The organism is Leifsonia sp. 71-9 (assembly GCF_001898805.1).
Lineage (GTDB): Bacteria > Actinomycetota > Actinomycetes > Actinomycetales > Microbacteriaceae > Leifsonia.
Genome location: NZ_MKVJ01000023.1, coordinates 11,756 through 37,204 on the forward strand (window position 1 = coordinate 11,756; position 25,449 = coordinate 37,204).

The 25,449-nt window shown below is 71.4% G+C and carries 20 protein-coding genes and 1 tRNA gene; 12 read left to right on the forward strand and 9 right to left on the reverse strand.

Annotated features, from left to right (window positions below; all coding sequences use genetic code 11):
• Nucleotides 1–139: 139 nt before the first annotated feature.
• A complete protein-coding gene (locus tag BGO91_RS21315) occupies nt 140–2,992 on the reverse strand; it encodes a LuxR C-terminal-related transcriptional regulator (protein WP_290474741.1) in 2,853 nt (950 codons plus the stop codon).
• 111 nt (nt 2,993–3,103) lie between these two features.
• Nucleotides 3,104–4,276 (reverse strand): ROK family transcriptional regulator, encoded by a 1,173-nt coding sequence (locus tag BGO91_RS21320; RefSeq protein WP_290474742.1) that lies wholly within the window; start codon nt 4,274–4,276, stop codon nt 3,104–3,106.
• 228 nt (nt 4,277–4,504) lie between these two features.
• On the opposite strand from BGO91_RS21320, the gene BGO91_RS21325 reads away from it, so the two are divergent.
• The 7 genes from BGO91_RS21325 to BGO91_RS21355 all read left to right on the forward strand — a co-directional run bounded on the left by BGO91_RS21325 (nt 4,505) and on the right by BGO91_RS21355 (nt 11,638).
• The gene (locus BGO91_RS21325; RefSeq protein WP_290474743.1) at nt 4,505–5,629 is read left to right on the forward strand and encodes a substrate-binding domain-containing protein; all 1,125 of its coding nucleotides are present in this window, start codon (nt 4,505–4,507) and stop codon (nt 5,627–5,629) included.
• Between the two features lie 85 nt (nt 5,630–5,714).
• On the forward strand, nt 5,715–6,719 hold the full coding sequence (locus BGO91_RS21330) for a hypothetical protein (protein WP_290474744.1): 1,005 nt from the start codon (nt 5,715–5,717) through the stop codon (nt 6,717–6,719).
• Entirely contained in the window at nt 6,716–7,651 is a 936-nt protein-coding gene (locus tag BGO91_RS21335) for an ROK family protein (protein ID WP_290474745.1), read from the forward strand. Before BGO91_RS21330 ends, BGO91_RS21335 begins: the two co-directional genes overlap by 4 nt.
• Nucleotides 7,648–8,628: an ABC transporter permease gene (locus tag BGO91_RS21340; protein WP_290474746.1), complete on the forward strand. Its 981-nt coding sequence runs from the start codon at nt 7,648–7,650 to the stop codon at nt 8,626–8,628. The genes BGO91_RS21335 and BGO91_RS21340 overlap by 4 nt, the downstream gene beginning before the upstream one ends.
• Before the next feature lie 9 nt (nt 8,629–8,637).
• A complete protein-coding gene (locus BGO91_RS21345) occupies nt 8,638–9,864 on the forward strand; it encodes an alanine racemase (protein WP_290474747.1) in 1,227 nt (408 codons plus the stop codon).
• Entirely contained in the window at nt 9,861–10,601 is a 741-nt protein-coding gene (locus BGO91_RS21350) for an ATP-binding cassette domain-containing protein (RefSeq protein ID WP_021764311.1), read from the forward strand. The genes BGO91_RS21345 and BGO91_RS21350 overlap by 4 nt, the downstream gene beginning before the upstream one ends.
• Before the next feature lie 14 nt (nt 10,602–10,615).
• The gene (locus tag BGO91_RS21355) at nt 10,616–11,638 is read left to right on the forward strand and encodes an SIS domain-containing protein (protein ID WP_290474748.1); all 1,023 of its coding nucleotides are present in this window, start codon (nt 10,616–10,618) and stop codon (nt 11,636–11,638) included.
• A gap of 9 nt (nt 11,639–11,647) precedes the next feature.
• Here BGO91_RS21355 and BGO91_RS21360 read toward each other — a convergent pair whose 3' ends face one another.
• Together BGO91_RS21360 and BGO91_RS21365 are read right to left on the reverse strand one after the other, a co-directional pair.
• Nucleotides 11,648–13,459 (reverse strand): ABC-F family ATP-binding cassette domain-containing protein, encoded by a 1,812-nt coding sequence (locus BGO91_RS21360; protein WP_290474749.1) that lies wholly within the window; start codon nt 13,457–13,459, stop codon nt 11,648–11,650.
• Nucleotides 13,460–13,488: 29 nt separating this feature from the next.
• On the reverse strand, nt 13,489–14,025 hold the full coding sequence (locus BGO91_RS21365; RefSeq protein WP_290474750.1) for a GNAT family N-acetyltransferase: 537 nt from the start codon (nt 14,023–14,025) through the stop codon (nt 13,489–13,491).
• Nucleotides 14,026–14,062: 37 nt separating this feature from the next.
• Here BGO91_RS21365 and BGO91_RS21370 point away from each other — a divergent pair, with 37 nt between their 5' ends.
• Complete coding sequence (locus tag BGO91_RS21370) at nt 14,063–15,664, forward strand: acyl-CoA dehydrogenase family protein (RefSeq protein ID WP_290474751.1); 1,602 nt, start codon at nt 14,063–14,065, stop codon at nt 15,662–15,664.
• A 76-nt stretch (nt 15,665–15,740) separates the two neighbouring features.
• Here BGO91_RS21370 and BGO91_RS21375 read toward each other — a convergent pair whose 3' ends face one another.
• Both BGO91_RS21375 and BGO91_RS21380 read right to left on the reverse strand, forming a co-directional pair.
• Nucleotides 15,741–18,257 carry a glycosyltransferase gene (locus tag BGO91_RS21375; protein ID WP_290474752.1) on the reverse strand — a complete coding sequence of 839 codons (2,517 nt, stop codon included), beginning with the start codon at nt 18,255–18,257 and terminating at the stop codon, nt 15,741–15,743.
• Between the two features lie 139 nt (nt 18,258–18,396).
• On the reverse strand, nt 18,397–18,909 hold the full coding sequence (locus BGO91_RS21380) for a MarR family transcriptional regulator (RefSeq protein ID WP_021757010.1): 513 nt from the start codon (nt 18,907–18,909) through the stop codon (nt 18,397–18,399).
• Between the two features lie 85 nt (nt 18,910–18,994).
• Between BGO91_RS21380 and BGO91_RS21385 the strand changes: the two genes are divergently transcribed.
• The 3 genes from BGO91_RS21385 to BGO91_RS21395 all read left to right on the forward strand — a co-directional run bounded on the left by BGO91_RS21385 (nt 18,995) and on the right by BGO91_RS21395 (nt 21,500).
• A tRNA-Gln gene (locus tag BGO91_RS21385) sits at nt 18,995–19,066 on the forward strand.
• A gap of 31 nt (nt 19,067–19,097) precedes the next feature.
• Nucleotides 19,098–20,522 carry a bifunctional UDP-N-acetylglucosamine diphosphorylase/glucosamine-1-phosphate N-acetyltransferase GlmU gene (glmU, locus tag BGO91_RS21390; RefSeq protein ID WP_290474753.1) on the forward strand — a complete coding sequence of 475 codons (1,425 nt, stop codon included), beginning with the start codon at nt 19,098–19,100 and terminating at the stop codon, nt 20,520–20,522.
• Nucleotides 20,523–21,500 carry a ribose-phosphate diphosphokinase gene (locus BGO91_RS21395; RefSeq protein WP_290474754.1) on the forward strand — a complete coding sequence of 326 codons (978 nt, stop codon included), beginning with the start codon at nt 20,523–20,525 and terminating at the stop codon, nt 21,498–21,500.
• Here the strand turns inward: BGO91_RS21395 and BGO91_RS21400 are convergent.
• Nucleotides 21,457–22,782 carry a nucleotide disphospho-sugar-binding domain-containing protein gene (locus BGO91_RS21400; protein WP_290474755.1) on the reverse strand — a complete coding sequence of 442 codons (1,326 nt, stop codon included), beginning with the start codon at nt 22,780–22,782 and terminating at the stop codon, nt 21,457–21,459. The two genes, BGO91_RS21395 and BGO91_RS21400, sit on opposite strands and share 44 nt — an antisense overlap.
• Before the next feature lie 71 nt (nt 22,783–22,853).
• Between BGO91_RS21400 and BGO91_RS21405 the strand changes: the two genes are divergently transcribed.
• Nucleotides 22,854–23,525 (forward strand): TetR family transcriptional regulator, encoded by a 672-nt coding sequence (locus tag BGO91_RS21405; RefSeq protein ID WP_290474756.1) that lies wholly within the window; start codon nt 22,854–22,856, stop codon nt 23,523–23,525.
• Here the strand turns inward: BGO91_RS21405 and BGO91_RS21410 are convergent.
• Nucleotides 23,494–23,838, reverse strand: a complete 345-nt coding sequence (locus BGO91_RS21410) for a hypothetical protein (protein WP_290474757.1) — start codon at nt 23,836–23,838, stop codon at nt 23,494–23,496. The genes BGO91_RS21405 and BGO91_RS21410 overlap by 32 nt on opposite strands.
• Before the next feature lie 104 nt (nt 23,839–23,942).
• The gene (gene gndA, locus BGO91_RS21415; RefSeq protein ID WP_290474758.1) at nt 23,943–25,400 is read right to left on the reverse strand and encodes an NADP-dependent phosphogluconate dehydrogenase; all 1,458 of its coding nucleotides are present in this window, start codon (nt 25,398–25,400) and stop codon (nt 23,943–23,945) included.
• Nucleotides 25,401–25,449 lie beyond the last annotated feature (49 nt).

Consider the following 25,449-nt stretch of genomic DNA (forward strand, 5'->3'; position numbering starts at 1 on the left):
TGCGCATGTCGGGTTGAGACGATTCGTCGGACGGAAACGTATCCACGCACCCGGACCGGGCATCCCGGGTCCCCTCAACCTACTGGCGCGACGACCCGAGAACGAGGGGTAGCGGCGGAAACCGTCAACAGTTGACGGGTCACCCGCGCACGGTGCTGGCCGTGCCGCCGCCGCTGTTCGTGCGGGTCGGGCGGCGTCGCGCGATGCCGAGCGAGCGCAGGTCGCGGCGTGAGCGCAGGCCCAGCTTCGACAGGATGTTGCGGACGTGGAAGTTGACGGTCGTCACCGAGACGTACAGGCGCTCGGCGATCTCCTTGTTGGTCATGCCGGCGGCGAGGGCGTGCGCGACCTGCCGCTCGCGCGTCGTCAGCGCCGCGAGCGGGTCGGCCGCCTCGGTCGCCGGAGCCGCAGCCTGCAGCGCGTCGAGCAGGTGGGCGCAGCGGGCGAGGTAGCCGGCCGCGCCGAGCCGGCGGAAGGTCGCGGCGGCGTCGCTCAGCAGGCGAGTGGCGCGATCGTCGTCGGCGCGGGAGGCGACGAGCAGGCGGGCGGCGTCGAGGGAGGCGACGGCGCGCGGGAAGGGGAAGGTGGCGGCGGCCGGGTCGCCGACGCTCTCGATGTACGCGGCGACCGCGTCGTCCGGGTGCCCCTCCGCCTCGAGCACGCGGCCCTCGAGCCAGCGCAGGGAGCCGTAGTACGGCCTCCAAAGCGCGGCCACCGTGCAGCGTTCGTAGGCGGAGCGGGCGTCGGCGGCCCGGCCGAGGGCGGCGAGCGCGTCGACCCGGTAGGTGAGCCAGCCGAGGGTGGAGGCGCGGGTCGCGGCTTTCTCGGCGTCCTCGGTCGCCACCAGCTGGTCCTCGGGCCGGCCGGTCGCGCGGGCGAGCTCGGCGCGGGCGATGAACGGCAGGTCGCCGTCGTACGAGCCGGTGATGCGCGGGTCGGCCTGCGCCGCGGCACGCAGCCGCTCCTCGACGGCCTCGGTCTCGCCGCGGCCGGCGCGGATGAGGGCGGACGCCCAGAGTGCGATCGGCCAGCAGGAGAGGTCCGTCTCGTCCAGGGCGAGCGCGACCGCGGTGTCGGCCAGCGTGACCGACTCCTCCCACTCGCCGACGAGGAAGAGGATGTGGGCGAAGATCGTGCGGGCGAAGCCGGCGGTCCAGCTCGACGGGTAGCGGCGCACGAGCTCGTTCGCGGCGCTGAGGTCGACGCGGGCGCGCTCGATGTCGCCGCCCAGCACCGACACCCGCGAGCGCGACACCAGGGCGTCCACCGCGGCGGGGGATTCGTGGCGGGCCAGGAGCTCGTCGAGTTCCTGCGTCAGGGGACCGTAGAGGTCGGGGCGCCCGGCGTGAGCGGCGGAGTTGAGCGACCAGCCCAGGAGGCGCACGAGGTGCTCCTCGGGGTGCGCCATCCAGCGCAGCGCCCGGTCGGCGACCTCCTCGGGCAGCGGGCAGTCGGCGATCAGCTCGCGGGCGCGGTCCAGGTGGTCGAGGACGGAGGCGAAGTCGCCCATCGCCATGTAGACCTTCGGGAGCGCCTCCGCGACATGGGTGCGGATGGCGCGCTCGTCGGGGGTGGTCGCCGGGGCGGCCTCCAGCGCGAGCCCGAGGGCGAGCGCGCCGGGGGCGTCGCGGGAGAGCGTCCGCAGCTCCAGCAGCACGGCGTCGCGCACGGGAGACGGCGGGATGGCCTCGATCGCGTCGCGCAGGTCGAGCACGCGCTCGTGCATCCGGAACCGCATCGCGAGCAGCCCGATCTCCAGGAGGGCGCGATCGCGCTCCGCACCCGTCGCCAGGTGGACGGCCGAGCGGGCGTAGCTGAGGGCCTGCTCGGCGCGACCGAGTTCCGCGGCGTCGAGCGCGGCGGTGAGCAGCTCGTCGACGAGGGTCGGGTCGGTGCGGTCGGCCGCCTCCACCCGGTGCCGCAGCGCGCGGTGACCGGTGAGCACGTCGGCGGCGATGCGGTGCAGGGCGACGCGGCGGTCGAGCGTGAGCTCGGAGGCCAGCGCGTCGGCGAGGATGGCGTGCGCCGGCTCGACCCACACCACGCCGTCGCGGGGCGCGGCGAGGACGAGCCCGCGCGACACGGCCCCGTGCACGTCGGCGGAGACGCCCAGGCGGTCGGCGATCGTCCCGACGACCGGCATCGGGAGCGGATCGCGCAGCACGGCGACGATCTCGGCCGCGGTGCGCACGGCCGGGTCGGCGCCCTCGAGCGCCGACGAGATGGCGGTGGTGAGCGGGGTGATCGCGGCGACGGGGAGGTCCCAGCCCGCCGGGTGCAGCGCCTGCGCGAAGGTGTCGCGCAGCTGGCCGAGCAGCACGCTGAGCAGCAGCGGAGAGCCCTGGGTCGCCTCGGTGAGGCGGGTGGCGGTGCGGCGGGAGATCGCGTGGCCGAGGAGGTGCTGAGCGAGGTCCTGGGTGTCGGCGACGGTCAGCGGGGTGAGCTCCACGCGGGCGTGGTTGACGGTCGACGCGGCGACGTCGTCGAACAGGGCGACGACGCTGTTCGGCTGGGGCCGGGTCGCGGCGGCGAAGAGGAAGCTCTGGTCGGTCAGGCGGCGCACCACGAAGCGCAGCGCGCGGGCCGAGGGCTCGTCGACCCACTGCGAGTCGTCGACGATCAGGCACACCGGCCCGGACACGCCGTCGATCGCGTCGAGCAGCAGACGCCCGACGGTGAGCGGGTCGTCGCCGGGCGCGGGCGGCCGGATGCGCGCACCGCTGATGGTGTTCAGCCCGCGCACCAGCGTCTCCACGGTGGCGTAGGCGAGGTCGGACTCGAAGGAGTCGGCGTGCACCCGCAGCACCGTCCAGCCGGCGAGCCGCTCCGCGATGTCGGTCAGGAGGGTCGTCTTGCCGAGACCGGCCTCCCCGGTGACGAGCACGGCGCCGCCGCGGTCCATCGCGCGGTGGGCGACCAGCAGCACGGTCTCGCGGGCGCGCTCACGGCCGAAGAGCGGCCTGGTGGCCACCGGCTGATCGTCGCTGCTCACGTGGGTCCCCGTCTCCGACCGGCTGCCGCGGGCGGGTCGGGGCGGGACAGCCGATCTGTTCGATCCTCCCATATCGTGAGAGCCTCTCAGCATCACCCGTCCAGGGGGCGATCACCCGCCGAGGGGAGGGAGATCCACGACGATCGCGTCCCCGCCCGGCAAGCGGACGATGGTGTCGGGATGGACTCCGAGCTGTGCGTAGATCCGGTGGACGGCGGCGACCGCTGCGCCGACGGCGCCCGAGTAGGCGCCGAGGCGGGCCGTGACGATCGCCGGCGACACCCGCAGACTTTGCTCGAGTGCGATCCGGTATCGATCCAGTGCCGGCGCGAGCGAGGTCGCGATCCCGCCGCCCAGCACGATGGTCTGGGGATCGCACGCGACGGTCACCGCTGCGAGCACGATGCTCAGGGCCTGATCGAACTGGGCGCGGAGGCCGAGGAGGGCAGGCGGTGCGTCGGCGGCGAACAGCTCGGCCGGCTCGGCGAGAGCCACCCCGGCTTCCGCCGCGCGCCGCATGATCCCGCTCCCGGTGACCATGTGCTCGAGGCGCGCTCCGAGCGGACCGATCGGGAGCTGACCGAACTCGCCGATGAGCCCGCGCTCGCCCTGGAGGATGCGACCGTCGATCGCGAGGCCGGCTCCGAGGCCGAATCCGATCGTCAGCATGGCGGCGTTCGGAGAGTTCGTCGCCGCGCCGTAGTGCAGCTCGCCGAGGAGGGCGTAGTTGGCGTCGTTGTCGAATCCCATCGGGCGCGCGAGGGCCTCCTCCACGCCGTCGAGGAAGCCCGGCGTCTCGACCTGCGGCAGATTCGGGGCATTGGAGACGGTCCGCTGCCGCCCGACGGCGCCCGGCATGCCGAGGCAGACGGAGGCGACCCGATCCCAGGCGTCCCCGGCGGTCGCCGTCACCTCGCGGGCGAGCCACTCGGTGAGGAGCTCGACGTCCTCGTGGGTCGGCGTCGGCACGGACCGGCGCACGATCGTGCGGCCCAGCAGATCGATGACGAGGATGCGCGTGTTCGTCGCTCCGAAGTCGATGCCCATGGCGAAATGGCGGTCGGCGACGATGTCGAGTTCGACGGCCCGTCGCCCGCGTGACTCCGAGATGATCTCGCTCGTCTCGGTGACGATGCCCTCCGCGAGGAGCTGCTCGACCGAGCGGGTGACCGTGGCGGGCGAGATGCCGGATCGTTCGGCGATGAGTTTGCGGCTGGCCGGGCGGGAGGCGAAAAGTGCCGTGAGCACGGCTTCTCGATTGAGCTGACGGGTGTCCTGCACCATTCACCATCCCCATTCTCGTCAGAGTGAACTCAAATCTAGCCGAATTCGCGCCCGGAGGGATGGTAATTCGCATTTCACGCCCCCGAAACACGCCTGACACAAAATTCCTCTTGACTTTGATTGCTTGTTGAAATCAAAATGATTCAACAAGTCAACGGTGACGGGGTGCGCTTACCCGGGGGACATCACCGCGACAGGAGTCCACAAACCGCTCCCGGAAGGTAACCCATGAACACAGCACACCCCCTGCGACGACGCGGCCTGCGCGCCGCGCTCGTCGGCGCCGTCACCGTGATCCTCGCTCTCTCCGGCTGCTCGGCAGCCGACACCCCGGCCGGCTCCTCCACCCCGGCCGCCAAGCCGAGCCTCGAATTCACCGGTCCGAATGGCGAGAAGCCCGGCCCGCTCTCGGACCTCACCCTGACGCCGGACGAGGAGGCGAAGGTGAAGGCGGGAACGTACACGGCCGCCTTCGTCTGGCACACGTCGTCCGATTTCGTCACCGCGGTCGAGAAGGGCGCGCGGCAGGAGTTCGCGAAGCTCGGCATCAAGGTGGTGGCCAGCACGCAGGCCGGGTTCAACGCTGCGACCCAGGCCAACAACGTCCAGACCGTGCTGGCCCTGCACCCGAGCATCGTCGTCGCCATCGCCGTCGACCCCACGTCGGCCGCGACGGCGTTCAAGCCGGTCGTCGACGCCGGCATCAAGCTCGTCATCATGACCACGCCGCCGGCAGGGTACAAGGCGGGCACGGACTTCGTCTCGATCGTCACCGAGGATCTCGCGAAGGCCGGGCGCGACAACGCCGAGATCCTCGGTGACGCACTCGGCAAGAAGGGCGAGATCGGCTACCTCTCGTACAACGCGAACTTCTGGTTCACGAACCAGCGGGACACCTCCTTCAAGAACTGGCTCGCCTACGAGTACCCCGACGTGAAGATCGTCGACGACGAGGGATTCGCCGACGAGACCGCGACCCAGAGCATCGCCGCAGCCATGATCGCCAAGCACCCGAACCTCAAGGGGATCTACGTCTCGTGGGCGACCGCCGCCCAGGGAGTGGTCGCCGCGATCAAGGCCTCCGGGCGCACCGACATCAAGGTGGTCACCAACGACCTGGACACCACCCTCGGTGCGGCGATGGTGTCTGGAGACACCGTCGCGGGCATGGTCGGCAACGGATCGCTCGGCATCGGCAAGGGCCTCGCGCTGGCCGGAGCATACGGCGTGATCGGCAAGGCCGCCCCCGAACTCGTCGCCTCCGATCCGACCAAGGTCACCAAGGCCGATCTGGACAAGGGCTGGGAAGCCGACTACGGCACGAAGCCGCCGTCGTCCGTCACCGGCGGCTGACCGACCGGCGGGCGGCCGATCTCCCCCGTCGGCCGCCCGCCTTCTTCTCCCACATGCACGCTCCGCACCACAGGAAGAGAACCCGATGACGTACGTCACCACCGTCCTCGGGCCCGTCCCCGCCGACCAGCTCGGCCGGGTCATGCCCCACGAACATCTGCTCTCGCTCGTCCCCGGCCCCTGGCTGACAGGTGGAACGCGGCCCGATGCCGTCGAGCGCGCCGTCGAGGCCCTGGCCGGCCTCCCCGAGCTGGGCTTCCGCACCGTCGTCGACCTCAGCCCCTACAACGTCGTCGGCCGCGACGCCGACGGGGACAACGTCTCCCTCCTCGTCGAGATCGCCGAGCGCACCGGGCTCCACATCGTCTCGGGGACGGCGCTGTATCTGCAGTCCTACGCGCCCGCCTGGGCACGGGAGGCGGGAATCGACGAGTTGACGGCACGACTGGTCGCCGACGCGACGACAGGAATCGGGCGCTCGGGGGTGCGAGCGGGAGTCTTCGGCGAACAGGCGACCGGCCTCGGCGAGATCACCCCGCACGAGGAGAAGTGCTTGCGGGCCGTGGCCCGCGCGCAGCGGGAGACGGGGCTCTCCATCATGACCCACACCACCCATGGGACGCAGGCCATCGAGCAGCTGGACATCCTGCGCGAGGAGGGCGTCGACCTCGATCGCGTCGTCGTCGGTCATGTCGACACGCAGTTGACGACCGAGCTTCCGCGCCGGGTGATCGACGCGGGTGCACGCATCGCCGTCGACACCATCGGCAAAGAGGACTGGGACTTCTTCCTGGGTCCGGATGGGGATCGGGCCGACGGCGAGTACGGCAAGCGCTCCTTCCACCGCTCGGACGCAGGGCGTGCCGACCTCGTCGCCGGCCTCGTGGAGGACGGCCTGGCGGACCGCGTCCTGCTCGCGCAGGACCTCACCGGGGCCGAAGTCTGGCTGAATCCCGGCACTCACGGCATGCACGGCTACTCCTATCTCGGCGCCGTGTTCCTGCCGCTGCTGCGAGAACGCGGCGTCGCGGAGGACGCCATCGATCAGCTGACCGCGGTGAACCCGGCGACTGTGCTGGGAGCGGCATGAGCGCGGGCGGCGCACGCGAGGTCGTGGTTGGCATCGACCTCGGTGGCACGAAGGTCCGGGCCGGGATCGCAGGAGTCGACGGAGCGGTGCTGAACGAGCTCGTCGAGCCGACCCGGCGCGGCCCGGAACTGCTCGGCCAACTCGAGCGGCTGGTGGAGCGGCTCGCCGGATCCGTCGGCGGTGCACGCGTCGTCGCGACGGCGATCGGCGGTGCCGGAGTCCCGGATGACCAGGAGGGCACGTTCAGCCTGGCACCGAACCTCGGAGAGCTGGATGACGTCGGTCTGGTCGGAGAGCTGGAGGCCCGGCTCGGCCACCCTGTGGTGATCGAGAACGACGTGAACATCGCCGCCCTCGGCGAGCTGACCGACGGGGTCGGCCGGGGCGAGTCCAGTTTCGCGTTCGTCGCCGTCGGCACCGGGATCGGGGTCGGACTCGTGCTCGACGGCCGACTCTGGAGCGGTGCGTCGGGCGGAGCGGGGGAGGTCGGGTACCTCCCGATCGGGACCGACCCGCTCGACCCCCGGAACCAGCGTCGCGGGGCGCTCGAGGAGAAACTCGCCGGCGACGTGCTCGCCCGCCGCTACGCGGAGGCCGCGGGCGCGACGGGGGAGATCACGGCCCACGACGTCTTCGAGCGCGCCGGCGCAGGAGACCCGGACGCGCTCGCGGCCCTGGATGAGGAGGCCCGCTGGCTGGCCCATGCACTCGTCGCCCTCGACGCCGTCGTCGACCCCGGCCTGTTCGTGCTCGGAGGCGGCATCGGCGGCCGGGTCGAGCTGCTCCCTCCGCTCCACACCTGGCTCGCCCGCCTCGGCCGCCCCGCGCTCCGCGTGCGCGTCAGCGCGCTCGGGTCGGCCGCCCCCATCCTCGGGGCCGTCCGACTCGCCATCGACACCCTCGTGACCAGCACAGAAAGAGAAGCATCATGACCGTGACCCAGCGCGATGGGAAACCGGCGGTAGCCGAGCGGCTCCGTCGTACGGACTGGCGGCAGTACGTCGTCTATATCGGATTCGTCGTCGTGTTCGCGTATTTCGCGGTCACCCAGGGCGCGAACTTCCTCAACGCCACGACCCTCGTCAACATCGTCACCCAGGCCACACCGATCACCGTCATGGCCGTCGGCGCGGTCTTCGTCCTCAGTCTCGGCCAGATCGACCTGTCGATCGGGTCGGTCGTCGCGTTGGCGGCGCTCGCGGCGGCGGTGACCCTGCAGGGCACCCATCAGTGGTGGCTCGCTGCGCTCGCCGGACTCGCCACCGGTGCGGTGGTCGGGCTCGTCAACGGCATCTTCGTCACGCTGGTGCGTCTGCCTTCGTTCCTGGTCACCCTCGCGACGATGGGGCTCGTCGCCGGACTCGCGCAGCAGGCGACGAATCTGCAGTCCGTCCCGGTGACCGAGCCGGTGTTCACCTGGATCTTCGGCGGCGGCACGCTGCTCGGCATCCCGATACTGGTGTGGTGGAGCGCGGCGGTCGTGGCCGTCGGCTGGCACGTCCTCCGGCAGCGGCGGTTCGGCGCGCACGTGCTGGCGGTGGGCAACAAGGCGGCTGCGGCGTCGGTCAGTGGCATCCGGACGACACGCATCACGATGATCGTGTTCGTGATCTCGGGTGCGACGGCCGGCCTGGCCGGTCTGCTCTACGCGGGCCGTCTCTCGGGTGCCACGTACACATTGGGCGGGTCCGACCTGATGAGCGTGCTCGCCGCGGTCATCGTGGGAGGCACGGCCCTCACCGGTGGCAAAGGCTCGATGATCGGTGCCCTCGTCGGCAGTCTGTTCATGAGCATGATCAACTACGGCCTCCTCCTCGGCGGTCTCACGGTGGCGCAGCAGATGATCGTGCGCGGCGTCATCATCCTCATCGCGGTGTCTCTGTCGCTCCGCGCCAAGAAGAGCAGTTAGGACCGCAGGATGTTCCTCGACCTCCTCCGCCGCCGCAACCCAGACCTCCTCCGAGCCGCGGCCCGCTTCCACCGTTCCGGCGAGATCCCGCCGAACACCTACGTCATCGACCTGGATGCCGTCACTCGCAACAGCGCCGTGCTCGCGGCCGAGGCCGCTCGGCTCGACCTGACCCCCTTCGCGATGACCAAGCAGATCGGGCGCAACCCCGATGCGTCGCGCGCGATCGCTGCGGGCGGCATCGACCACGCTGTCGGGGTCGACCTCGAGTGCGCCGTGGCTGCGGCAGCGGGCGGATTGCGGACGGGCCACCTCGGGCATCTGGTTCAGATCCCGCGGCACCGCGCCCGGGAAGCCGATGCGCTGGCACCGCTCTACTGGACGGTCTTCGACGACCGGAAGGCCGCGGAAGCGGGCGCGGCCGCCCTGGCTTCGGGGCGCGAGCAGGACGTCCTGGCCCGCATCGCGGCCCCGGGTGACCGGTTCTACCGCGGGCACGAGGGCGGCTTCGATGCGGCCGACATCGTGGCCGTCGCGGATCGGCTCGACGCGGTGCCCGGTATCCGGTTCGCCGGCGTCACCACCTTCCCGGCGACGTTGTTCGACGCCGGCTCGGGGACGGCCCGGCCGACCCCGAACCTCGGCACCCTCACGCGGGCACTTCGGGCACTGGAGGCCGCGGGCCGCACCGGCGTGCAGGTGAACGCACCCGGCACCACCTCTGCGAGCATCCTCTCCTCACTCGCGGAGGCGGGGGCGACCCAAGTGGAGCCGGGGCACGGGCTCACGGGAACGACTCCGCTGCACGCGGTGCAGGATCTCGCCGAAGACCCCGCCATCGCCTACGTCTCCGAGGTCTCCCACCTCTACCAGGGCGATGCCTACGTGTTCGGTGGCGGCCTCTACGTCGACCCCGTTCTCGGAGACGGCAGGACCGACGCGCTCCTCGTCGGCGACGGCGTCGACCCGGTGGACGCTCCCGCCCTGCGGGTCGACATGCCCGCGGCCGAGGCGATCGACTACTACGCGACGGTGCCGCTCGATGGTCGCGCCGTCGTACCCGGCGACACCGTGCTCTTCGGCTTCCGTCCGCAGGTCTTCGTCACCCGTGGTCTCACCGCCGGGATCGCCGGCCTCTCGACAGGCACCCCCTCCGTCGCCGGCATCTGGTCGGCCGACGGCTCCGCACCGCTCACCATCGGCGACGCTCTCGCCGGCACCGGGAGGAAAGCATGACCGCACCCGCACCGCTCCGTCTGGACGGCATCACCAAGCACTTCGGCGGCATCGTCGCGATCAAGCGCTTCGACCTGGAGGTCGAGGCCGGTCAGATCGTGGCCCTCGTCGGCGACAACGGGGCCGGCAAGTCGACCCTCGTGAAGATCATCTCCGGCCTTTACCAGCCCACGGCGGGCGAGATCCGGCTGAACGGCGAGCGGACCGCGTTCCGCGACCCGTCCGACGCCCGAGCGAAGGGCGTGGAGGTCGTGTATCAGGATCTGGCGCTCGTCGACCTGCAGCCGGTCTACATGAACATGTTCCTCGGCCGTGAGCTGCGGCGACCGCCGTTCGGCACGCTCGACCGCAAGCGGATGGCCGCGGAGACCCAGACCCTCGTGGATCAGCTGGACGTGCGCATCCCCTCGGCCCGTGCCACGCTCAGCGATCTCTCGGGCGGCCAGCGTCAGGGGATCGCGATCGCCCGCGCGACGCACTGGGCCAGCAGCCTGGTGCTGATGGACGAGCCGACCGCCGCGCTCGGCGTCGCCGAGACCGCCAAGGTCGAGGAGCTCATCCTCAAGCTCAAGGAGCGCGGCGCAGCCGTGCTGATCGTGAGCCACAACATGGAGCAGGTGTTCCGGATCGCGGACCGGGTGACCGTGCTGCGACGAGGGACCCAGGTGGCGACGCACGACGTCGCGGATGTCTCGCACAACGAGCTCGTCGCCATGATCACCGGTCTGCGCTCGTGACCGGGGGAGAGTGGATGCGGGCCGAGATCGCGGAGCAGCCCGCCCGCTGGCGCGATCTCGTCGCCCGGCGCGACGAGATCGACGCAGCTGCTGCCGTCATCGCACGCGTCGATCCGGAGCTGATCCTCCTCGCGGCGCGCGGGTCCAGCGACCACGCGGCGATGTACGCGCAATATCTGGTCCACACGGTGCTCGGAGTTCCGGCGGCGCTCACCACGCCGGCCAGCGTGACCGTGCACGGGGCGCGGTTGCGCTACCCACGAACGGTCGCCCTCGCGGTCTCGCAGTCGGGCCGGTCGCCGGACCTCCTGGCGACGGTCCACGCGATCTCCGATGCCGGCGTTCCGGTGGTGTCCTACACCAACGACCGGACCAGCGCCCTCGCGCTTTCGGGCGACGTCTCGGTCGACCTCGCTGCCGGCACGGAACTCGCCGTCGCAGCGACGAAGACCTACACGGCCGAACTCCTCGCCTTGGCCCTGACGATCCTGCGCGCAGCCGGCCGCGACTGGTCCGAGCTGGACGACGCGATCGACCGGCTCGCGGACGGTGTGGCTGCAGACCTGCGGGAGGATGCGGACATCCTCGCCGCTGCCGACGAGCTCACCGGGCGCGACCGCGTGCTCGTCGCGGGGCGGGGGCTCTCGATGTCCTCGGCCAAGGAGGCAGCGCTCAAGCTCATGGAGACGAACGCGATCGCGGCATCGGGCTGGAGCGCCGCCGACGCGATCCACGGACCGCTGGGGCAGGTCGTCCCCGGAACGGCGGTCGTGCTGCTTACGGGCGCCGAAGCCGGACGGGCGTCCGTTCTGGAGTTCGGGGAGCGCGCGGCGGACCTCGGTGCGGTCGTCGTCGAGGTCGGCCCGGGGATCGTCCCGTCCGCTCGCGTGCGTCTGCCCGTGGCGGCCGTCGAGGACACGTGGGCTCCGCTCGCCGAGATCGTTCCCCTGCAGCGGCTGGCCCTCGTGCTCGCCATCGCGTCGGGCAAAGACCCGGATCAGCCGGAGGGGCTGCGGAAGGTCACGCTCACGACCTGAACGGGACGACTATCCCAGCGCCTCCGTCAGCTCGAACCAGCGGGTCTCGAGCTCCTCGACCTCGCGCTCCTGGGCGCTGATGGCCTCCATCTTCGCGCCGAGTCCGACGTAGTCGGCCTGGTCGTGGTCGGCGAGCGCCGTGCGGGCTTTGTCGATCTGCTGCTGGAGCTTGCCGAGCCGGCGCTCCAGAGCCGAGACCTCTTTCTGGGCGGCGCGCAGGTCGGCGCCGCCGAGCGCGGGAGCGGCCGAACCGCTCGCTGCCGATGCGCCCGCAGCGGGGGCCGCGCCGGAGCCCGCGTGCTGCCCCTCCAGCTTGCGCAGCCGCAGGTACTCGTCCACTCCGCCCGGGAGGTGGCGCAGGTGCCCGCCGAGGATCGCGAACTGCTGGTCGGTGACGCGTTCGAGGAAGTACCGGTCGTGCGACACGACGATCAGTGTCCCGGCCCACGAGTCGAGCAGATCCTCCATCGCCGCCAGCATGTCGGTGTCGAGATCGTTGGTCGGCTCGTCGAGGATCAGCACGTTGGGCTGGTCGAGCAGGATGAGGAGCAGCTGGAGGCGGCGCTTCTGGCCGCCCGAGAGATCCTTCACCGGCGTGGAGAGCTGGGCGGAGGAGAAACCGAGGCGCTCGAGCAGCTGCGCCGGCGTGAGCGCCTGCGCCTTGGACCCCGTGCCGATCGTGTACTCGGTGCGGAGGCTGCTGATCACGACGCGCACCGGGTCGTCGAGGTGCTGCTCCAGCTCGTCGAGCCGCTGGGTGAGGGTCGCGACCCGCACGGTCTTGCCGCGCTTGACCCGGCCGCTCGACGGCTCCAGCGTCCCGGACACCAGGTCCAGGAGGGTGGACTTGCCGGCGCCGTTGACGCCCAGGATGCCCGTGCGCTCGCCCGGGGCGATGCGCCACTCCACGTCGCGCAGCACCGGCTTCTCGCCGTACGAGACCGAGACGTCGAGGAGGTCGACGACGTCCTTGCCGAGACGGGCGACCGCGAGCGACTGCAGCGCGACCCGGTCGCGGATCTCGGGCACGTCGGAGATGAGCTCGTTCGCCGCGTCGATGCGGAACTTCGGCTTGGAGGTGCGGGCAGGGGCGCCGCGGCGCAGCCATGCCAGCTCCTTGCGGGCGAGGTTCTGGCGGCGCTGCTCGATCGAGGCCGCCTGCCGGTCGCGCTCGACGCGCTGCAGGATGTACGCCGCGTAGCCGCCCTCGAAGGCGTCGACGACGCGGTCGTGCACCTCCCACGTGATCGTGCACACCTCGTCGAGGAACCACCGGTCGTGGGTGACGACCAGGAGGCCGCCGGAGCTGGCCGCCCAGCGGCGCTTCAGATGCTCGGCCAGCCAGGTGATGGCCTCCACGTCGAGGTGGTTGGTCGGCTCGTCGAGCGCGAGGATGTCGTGGTCGCCGCCGAGCAGCCGCGCGAGGGCGACGCGGCGGCGCTGGCCGCCCGAGAGCGTGCCGAGACGCGCCTCCCAGTCGAGGTCGCCGAGCAGACCGGCGATGACGTCGCGCACACGGGGATCGCCCGCCCACTCGTGTTCGGGGGCGTCACCGACGACGGCGTGGCCGACGGTGTCGTCGTCGTCGAGGGTGTCGGCCTGGTCGAGCACCCCGATCCGGACGCCGCTGCGCACGGTGACCCGGCCGGAGTCGGGGGAGCGCAGCCCCGCGAGCATCCCGAGCAGGCTGGACTTGCCGTCGCCGTTGCGGCCGACGATGCCGATGCGGTCGCCCTCGTTCACGCCGAGCGAGACGGAGTCGAAGACCACACGGGTCGGATATTCGAGATGCAGGGCCTCGGCCCCGAGAAGATGTGCCATGTCCTCTCAAGGGTACCGAGGCGACGGGGTCACGCGGTCCGCTCGAACAACTCCATCGTGCTGTTGTAGTACGCGTCGCTGCTACCGAGGCTGCGCATCCCGATCCGCTCGCACACGCGCTGGGACGCGGCGTTGTCCGGATACGTCACCGCGAGCACGCGCGGGAGCCCGCCGTCGAGGGCGGCCTGCAGCAGCGCGCCGGCCGCCTCGCTCGCGTAGCCGTGGCCCCAGTGGACGGGGTGGAAGTGCCAGCCGATCTCGGTGTCCCCGCTGGGCCGCAGGGGTTCGGCCGGACCGGAGGCGGGCAGCGGCTGGAGCATGACGGTGCCGACGGCCTCCCCGCCGTCCGCGAGCGCGACCACGCGGTACGCCCGGTGCGCGTCCTCCCGGCGCCGCAACCGGCGCACGAGCGTCTCGGCCTCGGCGGGGTCGGTCATCACCCGCGGCGCACGGCCGAGGAACCGCTGAACCTCCCACTGCGAATAGAGGGCGAACGCGAACGGCGCGTCGTCCGGGCTCCACCGCCGCAGGAGCAGGCGGTCGGTGTTGAGGTCCGGGATGCGCACCGGATCATCGTAGACGCGCGCAGTAGACTCCCTCCGCATGGGCACCCACACCGTCGTGAACCAGCCTCCGGCGCGCGTCGACCTCGACGAGTACGCCGCCAACGTTCCGCTGCAGGAGGCCGTCGAACGCCACGACGCCGGCTGGGCGGCGGCGGACCTCGGGGAGGTCGGCCGGCACGTCGGCACGGCCGCGTTCCAGGCCGACGCGGAGCGCGCCAACGTGCGCGAGCCGCAGCTGCGCGCCTTCGACCGCTGGGGCAACCGGGTCGACGAGGTCGACTACGACGAGAGCTACCACCGCATCATCCGCTCGGCCGTCGCCGCCGGCGCCCACACCGCGGCCTGGGCGGAGCCGCGCCCCGGAGCGAACGTCGCCCGCGCCGCGACCTTCATGCTGTTCGCGCAGGTCGAGCCCGGCCACGCCTGCCCGATCTCGATGTCGCACGCCGCCGTCCCGGCCCTCGCCGCGAACACCGAGCTGGCGGAGGCCTGGGTGCCGCGCCTCCTGAGCCGCGAATACGACGGACGGCTCGAGGCGGGCAAGACCTCGGCGCTGTTCGGGATGGCGATGACCGAGAAGCAGGGCGGCTCGGACGTCCGCGCCAACACGACCCAGGCGATCGCCGCGGGCGACGGGCGCTGGCTGCTCACCGGCCACAAGTGGTTCTGCTCGGCGCCGATGTCGGACGGGTTCCTGGTGCTCGCCCAGACGGCGGGCGGCCTCAGCTGCTTCGTCGTCCCGCGCGTGCTGGAGGACGGCACGCGCAACGTGTTCCTCATCCAGCGGCTGAAGGACAAGCTGGGCAACCGCTCCAACGCGTCGAGCGAGGTGGAGTTCGACGGGACCGTCGGATACCTGCTGGGGGAGGAGGGGCGCGGCGTGCGCACCATCCTCGAGATGGTCAACCGCACCCGGCTCGACTGCATCCTGGGCAGCGCGGCGGGGATGCGGCAGGCCGTCGCCGAGGCGACCTGGCACGCGCGCCACCGCTCGGCCTTCGGCGCCCGGCTCGTGGACCAGCCCGCGATGACGGCGGTCCTCGCCGACCTCGCGCTGGAGTCGGAGGCCGCGACCGCCGTCGCGCTCCGGCTCGCGCGCGCCCATGACGCCGACGCCCCCGACACCGACGTCGCCTTCCGCCGCCTCGCCACCGCGGTCACCAAGTACTGGGTGTGCAAGCGCGGCCCCGGCCACGCCTACGAGGCGCTCGAATGCCTCGGCGGCAACGGCTACACCGAAGCGTTCCCGCTGGCCCGGCGGTACCGCGAGCAGCCCGTGATGGCGATCTGGGAGGGTTCCGGCAACGTCATCGCCCTCGATGTGCTGCGCGCGCTCGGCCGCGAGCCCGCCAGTCGCGAGGCCTTCGACGGCGAGCTGTCCGCCGCGCGCGGTACGAATGCCGCCTACGACGTCCACCACGACCGCCTCCGCGCCGCTCTCGCCACGGCCGACGAGTCGTCGGCGCGCCCGCTCGTCGCGGCGCTCGCCGTCGCGCTCCAGGCGTCGCTGCTCCTCCGGCACGCTCCGGCCGCGGTCGCCGACGCCTTCGTGGCCGCGCGGCTCGGCCCCGACCGCGGCTCGCTCTACGGCGAGCTGCCGCCCGGCCTCGACACCGCCGCCATCGTCGCCCGCGCCTGAGCCGTTCCCCGCCGCCGAGCACAGCAAAAGTGCTCGAAAATCGGCGCGGATCGAGCCCTTTTCCTGTGCTCGCGGGCTACGGGGTCTGTTCGGCGAGGACGGGGGCGGCGCCGATGGCGCGGTAGAACTCGCCGACGGCCTTGCGGTTGTACGCCTCGGGGTCGAACCGGCTCTCCGGCACGTCGCCCGCCAGGTAGGCGCGCAGCCCGGCGGCGACGCCATCGTCCGTCTGCGGAACGACCAGACCGCTGCCGGCGGGGAGGGCGTTCTTCGCCGACGCGAACTCGACCGTCACGATCGGGAGTCCGAGCACGAGCGCCTCCAGGATCACCATCGGCTGCCCCTCGTAGTCGCTGGAGAGCACGAAGCAGTCGGCCTTCGCCATGATCGCGTGCGGATTGCGCTGCATCCCGGTGAGGAAGACGGAGCCGGCCAGCCCCAGCTCGGCGACCAGCGCCTCCAGCTCCCCGGCGAGGGGACCGTCGCCGACGATCACCAGACGTGTGTTGGGGTTCTCGGCGTGCACGGCGGCGAAGGCGCGCACGAGACGGCCCTGGTTCTTCTCCGGCGAGAGCCGGCCGACGTTCACGAACGTGGTCACGTCGTCGTCGGCGAGGAGCGCCTCCGCCCAGTCCGGGATGCTGCCCGTCTCCTCGTCGAAGGTGATCTCGTGCAGGTCGGCCTGCGCGTACTCGAGGATGTGCGCGGCATCGACGGTGTTCAGCGCGGAGAGGAACTTCTCCGGCGCCGCGTACTCGGCGAGCGCCTCCCGGTTGATGTCCGACAGGGTCGGCGACACCGACACGAGGTGGTCGTACTGGCCGTAGAGCGTGAAGATCTGGGTGAGGCTGTGCAGCATCTTCTTCTCGCCGTTGACCTCGCGGTGCGCATCGGAGGCGAGGTCGTTGTGCAGCCAGATGGCGCGCTGCGCGTCGGGGGAGTGCAGCAGCAGGGCCGCCCAGAACGGGCCGTAGCCCGAGAAGTCGACGACGTGGTCGAACCGGCTGTCGCCGAAGCAGCGGTACCACTCGTCGTCCCACAGCTGGTTCTGCGCCGGGATGTCGGCGTGCTCCGCGATCCGGCCGCGGCGGAAGTGCAGGTGCCGGGCGAGGTGGAGGAGCTTCGCGCCGTTCATCCCGCCCACCCGCGGGAACTGCCGCACGGCCGGGTTGATCTGCTTCTGCTTGGCGATCGACGCACCCGAGCGGCTCTGCGAGAACAGCGCGGAGACGTCGTACCGGTCGTGATCGATGTTGTTCAGGAGGTTGAGGGCCGAGGTCGTGATGCCGTTCGGCCGCATGCCGCCCAGGTAGAGCAGGATCTTCCGGCGGCCGTCCTGGTCGAGGCCGGTGCGCAGGCGGTAGCCGTCGCGGGCGCCGCGGAAGACGATGTCGACGACGCGCTCGGCGGCGTGGCCGTCTTCGTAGGGTGTGAAGCGCTCCTGCATGGCGGCGTACCGCTCGCGGGCCTCCTCGGGCACGCGGTCGTCGTCGGCGGCGATGCGGGCGATCTGCTCGCCGACCTCGCGGGCCGACTCGTAGACCGGGCCCGGCCACTCCTCGGGCTCGAAGTAGAGCCCGCGCGTTCCGGCGTAGTCGGCGAGGTCGGGCGTGAAGAACACGATCGGCCGGCCGGTCCGGAGGAAGTCGAAGAAGATGCTCGAGTAGTCCGAGACGAGCAGGTCGGAGGCGCCCAGCACCAGGTTGGTCGGGATCTCGTTGGGCACGAGCAGGCGCTTCAGCTCGGGCCGGTCGGCGGCGAGCTTGTGCACCGACTGGTGCGTCTTGAGCAGCACGGCGTACCGGCTGGTGTCGATCTGCTCCTCGATGCGGTGGATGTGGTCCAGCAGCTCGTCGAGGTCGTCCGTGGGCCGGCCGAAGGTGGCGCCCTTCCAGGTCGGCGCGTAGAGCACGACCTTGCGGTCGCCGAGCGGGATGCCGGCGGAGACGAGCCGGCCGCGCACGGCCTCGCGCTCGGCGTCGTCCAGGAACTGGCGGTCGATGCGCGGGTAGCCCTCTTCGACGATGGCGCCCCGGTAGATGCCGGTCAGCTTGTACGCGGTCTCGTACATCTGCTCGCTCATGAACGGGTTGGCCGAGAGCAGGTAGTCGGACTGCACGAAGTTGCGGATGATGTTGGCGGTGCCGAGCGCGCCGTCCTCGATGTCGTAGCCCATCCGCTTCAGGGGGGTGCCGTGCCAGGTGTTCAGGTACACCTGGCCGGGACGCTTGGAGAAGTCGGGCGGGAAGGTGGCGTTGTTCACCAGATACTCGCTCGTCGCGAGCGCGCGGTAGTAGGCGGCGGAGCCGTAGCGGACGAAGCTCACCCGGCTGTCGCCCGCGAACTCCTCGACGGCCGCGCGGTACAGCTCGAGGTCGGAGAGCGCCCAGATGTGGGTCAGGCCCTGGAGGTCGGGGGCGTCGAGCAGCGCGCGGAACACGGCCTCGGGGTTGTCGAGCATCCCGTTGCCCGAGAAGGACTCGTAGAAGACGCTGCCGGCGACCAGCGGCTGACGGCGCCAGTGCGCGTGGATCTCGAAACGGGCGGCGCGCTTCACCCGCGACGGCAGGCGCTTCAGTCGGGAGAGTCTCATCGCTGCCAGTTTATGAGAGCGGGATAACGGTCTCCTGGGAGTGCGACACGAGCTCCCTGCGTGCGATGCTCCGCAGATTTGTGCCAAATGTGGCGATAGGCGCGCGCTTTCGCGACATTCGTCACAAATGTGGGAGGGGTCAGGAGTCGAAGCTGAGGCTGAGCTTGCGCAGCAGGGCGGCGAGGCGCTCCTGGTCGGAGGGGGAGAGCGCCTCGAGGAGGTCGGCCTCGGCGTCGACGAGGCGGGTGATCGCGGCGTCCACCCGGGCGAGGCCCTGCGCCGACATCTGCACCAGGATGCCGCGGCCGTCGTTGGGGTCGGTGCGACGCTCCACGAGGCCCCGCGCGACGAGCCGGTCGATGCGGTTCGTCATCGTGCCGCTGGAGACGAGGGTCTGCTGGAGGAGCGACTTCGGGCTCAGCTGGTACGGCGACCCGGCGCGGCGCAGCGCGGAGAGCACGTCGAACTCCCACGAGTCGAGGTCCGAGCGGTCGAACGCCGCGCGGCGGGCGCGGTCGAGGTGCCGGGAGAGCCGGTCGACGCGGGAGAGCACCTGCAGTGGCGAGAAGTCGAGATCGGGGCGCTCGCGCAGCCAGGCCCCGACGATGCGGTCCACTTCGTCGCGCGGTCCACCGTCGCGTGCGTCACCCATCCCTCCATCGTATGCACCGCCGGACCTGTTCACCGTCCGCACACGACGCGTCTGGCAGACTGTCACGTGCGCGTTTTCCGCGTGTTCCGCCTTGGTGTAATGGCAGCACGACAGCCTTTGGAGCTGTTAGGTCCAGGTTCGAGTCCTGGAGGCGGAGCGGCACAGGCCGAACCGACCCCGGGAGGGACATGACCGACCAGAATCTCGCCATCGTCGTGCTGGCGGCGGGCCAGGGCACGCGGATGAAGTCCTCGACCCCGAAGCTGCTGCACGAGCTCGGCGGCATCCCGATCGTCGGCCACGTGCTGGCGACCGCCCGTGAGCTCGACGCGGCGCACGTCGTCGCCGTCGTGCGGCACGAGCGCGACCGCCTCGCCGCGGTCATCGAGGCCGACCTCCCCGAGGCCGTGATCGTCGACCAGGACGAGGTCCCCGGCACCGGCCGCGCGGTCGAGCAGGCCGTCGCGGCGCTGCCCGCCGACTTCGCCGGAGACGTGCTCGTCGTGAACGGCGACGTGCCGCTGCTCGACGCGGCCACCCTGCGCGAGCTCATCGCCGCCCACCGCGACAGCGGCTCGGCGGCGACCATCCTCTCCAGCTTCCCGGCCGACGCCACCGGCTACGGCCGCATCGTCCGCAACGCCGCGGGCACCCTCGACCGCATCGTCGAGCACAAGGATGCGACCGACGACGAGCGCGCCATCGGCGAGATCAACGCCGGCATCTACCTGTTCGGGGCGGCGGCGCTGCGCGACGAGCTCGCCGCGATCACGACGGACAACGCGCAGGGCGAGAAGTACCTCACCGACGTGATCGGCCTGCTCCGCGAGGCGGGCTTCGACGTCGACGCCTTACCGGTGACCGACTCCTGGCTGGTCGAGGGCATCAACGACCGCGCCCAGCTCAGCGAGATGGCCGCCAAGCTCAACGCCCTCCTCGTGCGCACCTGGCAGCTCGCCGGCGTGACCGTGCAGGACCCGGCGACGACCTGGATCGACGTGCGGGCGAAGCTCGCGCCCGACGTCACCATCCTCCCGGGCACCCAGCTGCGCGGCGCCACCGTGGTCGAGACCGGCGCGGTCATCGGCCCGGACACCACCCTGCTCGACTGCGAGGTCGGTGCGGGCGCGACCGTCAAGCGGACGGATGCCACCCTGGCGGTCATCGGCGCGGGAGCCACCGTCGGCCCGTTCGCCTACCTCCGTCCCGGCACCGTCCTCGGCGAGGGCGGCAAGATCGGCACGTTCGTCGAGACCAAGAACGCGACCATCGGCGCGGGCACCAAGCTGGCGCACTTCAACTACGTCGGCGACGCCGAGGTGGGCGAGAAGTCGAACCTCGGCGCGGGTGTCATCACCGCCAACTACGACGGCGTGAACAAGCACCGCACCGAGATCGGGTCGCACGTCCGTGCGAGCACCAACACGGTCTTCGTGGCGCCCGTTAGGATGGGTGACGGAGCGTACACGGGTGCAGGCACGGTCGTCCGCAAGGACGTCCCGGCGGGCTCGCTCGCCATCACGGTCGCCCCGCAACGCAACATCGAAGGCTGGGTCGCGCAGAAGCGACCGGGCACCGACGCCGCCCGAGCTGCGGAAGAAAGCGGAGAATAAGTGTCTGGGATCACCGCCAACGGCCAGAAGCGTCTCGTCCTCATCTCGGGGCGCGCTCATCCGAAGCTGGCCGAGGAGATCGCCGAGTGCCTCGGCAGCGAGTTGGTCCCCACCGACGCCCGCACCTTCGCCAACGGCGAGATCTACGCCCGGTTCGACGAGAGCGTGCGCGGCTCGGATGCGTTCGTCATCCAGTCGCACACGTCGCCGATCAACGAGTGGCTCATGGAGCAGCTGATCATGGTGGACGCGCTCAAGCGCGCCTCCGCCAAGCGGATCACCGTGGTCGCGCCGTTCTATCCGTACGCCCGCCAGGACAAGAAGGGCCGCGGCCGCGAGCCGATCTCGGCCCGTCTGGTCGCCGACCTGTTCAAGGCGGCGGGAGCCGACCGCATCATGTCGGTCGACCTCCACGCCGCGCAGATCCAGGGCTTCTTCGACGGCCCGGTCGACCACCTCTTCGCGATGCCGGTGCTCCTCGAGCACATGAAGCGCGAGCTCGACCCATCCACCCTCACCGTGGTCTCGCCGGACATGGGCCGCGTGCGCGTCGCCGACATTTGGAGCGACAAGCTGGGCGCGCCGCTCGCGATCATCCACAAGCGCCGCGACCCGCTCGTCCCGAACCAGGTCTCGGTGCACGAGATCGTCGGCGACGTGAAGGGCCGCGTCTGCCTCCTGGTCGACGACCTGATCGACACCGGCCGCACGATCGTGAAGGCCGCCGAGGCCCTCAAGGCCGCCGGCGCGACCGGCGTCGTCGTCGCCGCGACCCACGCCGTCTTCAGCGACCCGGCCGTCGAGCTGCTGCAGTCCGACGTCATCGACTCGGTCGTCGTCACCGACACGCTGCCCCTCCCGGAGCACAAGCGCTGGGACAAGCTCACGGTCCTCCCGATCGCACCGCTGCTGGCGGACGCGATCGAGCAGGTCTTCACCGACGGCTCGGTGACGTCGATGTTCGACGGGGCCGCGTAGCCCCGGGAGCACACGCCTCCACCACGGCTCGTTCGACGCCGTCGAGCCCCGACGACGAACGGATGTCCGCGCCGATCCGCGCGCTCGCCTCGGCGTAGCGGCGGTCGGCGAGCACCGTCCGCACCGCGGCGGCGATCGCCTCCTGCGTCGGCTGGTTGGTGCGGAGGCTGACTCCCGCGCCCGTCCACGCGACGCGGGCGGAGACCTCCGTCTTGTCCTCCGTGGTCCCGGCGATGACGATCGGGACGCCGTGCTCCATGGCGTAGTGCACGCCGCCGTATCCGCCGTTGGTGACGTACACCGCCGTGCGCGGCAGGAGATCGTCGTACGGGAGGTACGGCGCCACGCGCGCGTTGGCAGGCAGGCTCTCCCCGAGATCGAGCACGGGGCGGCCCCCGGTGCTCGCGATCACCCAGACGTCCGCGTCCGCGAGGGCCCGGATGGTGGGGAGGACAAGGTCGCCGAGCTCCCGGTTCGCCACCGTGCCCTGGGTGACGTGGACGATCGGCCGGCCGTCGTCCAGGTCGCCCCACCAGGCGGGGAGCGGAGTGTCCGAGCGCTGCGTTCGTGAGACCGGGCCGACGAAGTGCACGGGGACCGTGACGTCCGGTCGCGGGTACTCGAACGACGGCACCGTGAACTGCACGACGCCGTCCGAGTGGGACGGCCAGTCGAGGATGAAGCCGCCGAGGGGCGCGCCGGCCTCGAGGGCGATCCGCACAGCCTCCTTCTGCACCGGCGCGAAGATCGCCTTCTCGGCGACGAGGGTGAGCGCGGCGTTGCGAAGGCGGCCGGTCGGGCCGGGCTTCGGCGCGACCCCCAGGCCGAACGGCGCGGTGTCGCGGCTCCTGAGGCCGAGCGGGACGATGCCGAGGTTGAGAACCGCCGGGCGGGATGCGCGCGGGCGCGCGGTCAGGAGGGCGGCGCCGAGGAAGAGACTCTCGGCGAGCACGACGTCGATCCCGTGCCGTGCGATCGCGGTGTCGACCGCCGCGAGCTGGGCCCGGGCAGGCGCCAGGAAGATGGCGCGCATGTCGTAGCGGATGCCCGCGGGGCCGGTGAGGCCGACGCGTCCGGGGAAGGCGGCATCCATGTCGGTGTCGTCGTAGTCGGCCTCGGCCGGGAGCGGGAGGACGGTCGCGCCGGTGTCGGCCGCCCGGCCGGCGTAGCGCGCGCCGGTGAGGAAGAAGACGCGGTGGCCGCGTTCGACGAGAGCCGCGCTGACCGCGAGGAGCGGGGTGACGTGGCCGTGGACCGGGGTGCTGCAGAGAAGGATGTTCATGGGTGCTCGCATTTCGGGTTAGAGTCGAGTAAACGTCAACAGTATTCACTACACGTGAAAGGTAGTCAATAGTGCCGGAGCCGACCACGCGCCCGTACCGCTCGTCTCTGCGGCAGGAACAGGCCCGTCAGACGCGCGAGCGCATCCTCGACGCCGCCGCCGCCGTGTTCGCCGCGCGCGGCTACGCCGGAGCCTCCCTCGCCGAGATCGCGACCACCGCGGGCGTCTCCGTCGAGAGCGTCAAGGTGCACGGGCCGAAGCGCGCGCTGCTGCTGGGGGCCTTCGAGCGCACGTTCGCCGGGGAGGCGGGGGAGGAGTCCCTCACCGACCGCCCGGAGGTGGCCGCGATCGCCGCTCTCGACGACCCCGACCGGATGCTCGGCGAGCTCGTCCCCTTTATCGCCGACGCGAACGCCCGCACGGGAGGCCTGTGGGCGGCCTTCACCTCGGCGGCGCGCGACGACGCCGAGGTGGGAGCGGCGATGGCCGGCCTTCTGGAGCGTCGCCACGCCGACTACGGGCGCCTGGTCGAGCTGCTGGCCGCGCGCGGAGCGGAGGGTGCGGGCGCCCTCGACGAGGCCGGGCGCCGCGAGCTGGCGGACGCGCTCTCGTTCGTCATGTCGCCGGAGGGGCATCAGCAGCTGGTCGGCGAGAGCGGGTGGACCTTCGAGCGCTACGCGTCCTGGCTGCTCGCGACCGTGCGGCTGCTCGTCAGGGAAGCCGGTGCGGCGTCGAGGGGATGAGGCCCAGCGGCGCCACGTACGTCGCGTCCCCCTCGGTGTTGAGCGCGTAGCACTGCCAGCCGGGTCCGGTCGGGCCGGTGAACTCGAACCGCGCCGACGAGTCCGTCGCGTTCGGTTCGTAGTGGCGCACGTACACGGCGCAGGTGTTCTCGGCGGTGGCGGTCTGCATCCCGACGGTCAGCAGGATGCCGGGCAGCACGAGCGCCGACAGCGCGAGCACGACGAACACGCGCGTGAGGACGACCCGCCGCTGCCGCGGCGAGCGGTCGAGCGGCTCATACTCGGCCAGCTCCGGATGCTCATCGAACGTCACCTACCGAGTCTCGTCGCCCGCAGCCCCCGAGTACAGGAAAAGTGCTCCGAATCGGGCGGATTCGGAGCACTTTTCCTGTGCTCGACGGCTGGGGGGTCAGGGCGTCAGTGGCTGGAGCCTTCGGATTCGATTTCGGTGCGGTCGGCGGACCACAGGGTGTGGAAGGTGCCGTCCTTGTCGACGCGCTTGTAGGTGTGCGCGCCGAAGAAGTCGCGCTGACCCTGCACCAGGGCGGCCGGCAGGCGCTTCGACGCGAGCGAGTCGTAGTACGACAGCGCGGCGCCGAAGCCGGGGACCGGCACGCCCGAGAGCGCGGCGGTGGCGACGATGCGGCGCCAGGCGGCCTCGCCCTCGCGCACGGCGTCGGCGAAGTACGGCGCCTCGAGCAGCGTGGCGATGTCCGGGTTCTCGTCGTACGCGTCGGCGATGCGGTTGAGGAACTGGGCGCGGATGATGCAGCCGCCGCGCCAGATCTTGGCGATCTTGTCCTTGTTGATGTCCCAGCCGTACTTCTCGGCGCCGGCGATGATGGCGTCGAAGCCCTGGGCGTAGGCGACGACCTTGGACGCGTAGAGCGCCTTCGAGACGTCGTCGGCGAAGGCGGCGACGTCGTCGGCCTTCTGCACTTCCGGGCGCGACTGGATGGTCGCCTGCACGGCGGCGCGCTGGTTCGGCTTGGACGAGACGGCGCGCGCGAAGACGGCCTCGGCGATGCCGCCGACGGGCACACCCAGGTCGAGGGCGTTCTGCACGGTCCAGACGCCGGTACCCTTCGACCCCGCCTGGTCGAGCACGATGTCGACGAACGGCTTGCCGGTCTCGGCGTCCACCTGGCGGAGCACCTCGGCGGTGATCTCGATCAGGTACGACTCGAGGTAGCCCTTGTTCCACTCGGTGAACACGTCGGCGATGGCGGCCGGCTCCAGGCCGCCGACGGTGCGCAGGAGGTCGTACGCCTCGGCGATGAGCTGCATGTCCGCGTACTCGATGCCGTTGTGGATCATCTTCACGAAGTGGCCGGCGCCGTCGGTGCCGACGTGGGTCACGCACGGCTCGCCTTCGGCGACCGCGGCGATCGACGCCAGGATCGGGCCGAGCGTCTCGTACGACTCGGCCGAACCGCCGGGCATGATCGACGGGCCCTTGAGCGCGCCCTCCTCGCCGCCGGAGATCCCGGTGCCGACGAAGTGGATGCCGGAGGGGCTGATCCGCTTCTCGCGCTCGATGGTGTCGAGGAAGTTGGCGTTGCCGCCGTCGACGATGATGTCGCCCGGCTCGAAGCGCTCGGCGAGCTGGTCGATGACGGCGTCGGTGCCCTTCCCGGCCTGGACCATGATGATCGCCGTGCGCGGCTTCGCCAGCGAGGCCACGAAGTCGTCGATGGACTCGGAGGCGACGAACCCGGCCTCGGGGTGGGCGCCGATCAACTCTTCGGTGCGGGCGTACGTGCGGTTGTAGACCGCGACCGTGTTGCCCTCGCGGGACGCGAGGTTGCGGGCCAGGTTGGACCCCATCACCGCCAGTCCGACGACTCCGATGTTGGCGGTTGCTTCCTGTGACACGTGGTGCTCCTTCGTGCTCGGTGGTCTGCTGCGGCGGGTGCCGCGACGG

Bases quoted from the DNA above. Each gene is read 5' to 3' on its own strand.
- BGO91_RS21320 (WP_290474742.1), bottom strand. From the start codon at position 4,276: ATGGTGCAGGACACCCGTCAGCTCAATCGAGAAGCCGTGCTCACGGCA.
- BGO91_RS21325 (WP_290474743.1), top strand. From the start codon at position 4,505: ATGAACACAGCACACCCCCTGCGACGACGCGGCCTGCGCGCCGCGCTC.
- BGO91_RS21330 (WP_290474744.1), top strand. From the start codon at position 5,715: ATGACGTACGTCACCACCGTCCTCGGGCCCGTCCCCGCCGACCAGCTC.
- BGO91_RS21335 (WP_290474745.1), top strand. From the start codon at position 6,716: ATGAGCGCGGGCGGCGCACGCGAGGTCGTGGTTGGCATCGACCTCGGT.
- BGO91_RS21340 (WP_290474746.1), top strand. From the start codon at position 7,648: ATGACCGTGACCCAGCGCGATGGGAAACCGGCGGTAGCCGAGCGGCTC.
- BGO91_RS21345 (WP_290474747.1), top strand. From the start codon at position 8,638: ATGTTCCTCGACCTCCTCCGCCGCCGCAACCCAGACCTCCTCCGAGCC.
- BGO91_RS21350 (WP_021764311.1), top strand. From the start codon at position 9,861: ATGACCGCACCCGCACCGCTCCGTCTGGACGGCATCACCAAGCACTTC.
- BGO91_RS21355 (WP_290474748.1), top strand. From the start codon at position 10,616: ATGCGGGCCGAGATCGCGGAGCAGCCCGCCCGCTGGCGCGATCTCGTC.
- BGO91_RS21360 (WP_290474749.1), bottom strand. From the start codon at position 13,459: ATGGCACATCTTCTCGGGGCCGAGGCCCTGCATCTCGAATATCCGACC.
- BGO91_RS21370 (WP_290474751.1), top strand. From the start codon at position 14,063: ATGGGCACCCACACCGTCGTGAACCAGCCTCCGGCGCGCGTCGACCTC.
- BGO91_RS21375 (WP_290474752.1), bottom strand. From the start codon at position 18,257: ATGAGACTCTCCCGACTGAAGCGCCTGCCGTCGCGGGTGAAGCGCGCC.
- BGO91_RS21380 (WP_021757010.1), bottom strand. From the start codon at position 18,909: ATGGGTGACGCACGCGACGGTGGACCGCGCGACGAAGTGGACCGCATC.
- glmU (WP_290474753.1), top strand. From the start codon at position 19,098: ATGACCGACCAGAATCTCGCCATCGTCGTGCTGGCGGCGGGCCAGGGC.
- BGO91_RS21400 (WP_290474755.1), bottom strand. From the start codon at position 22,782: ATGAACATCCTTCTCTGCAGCACCCCGGTCCACGGCCACGTCACCCCG.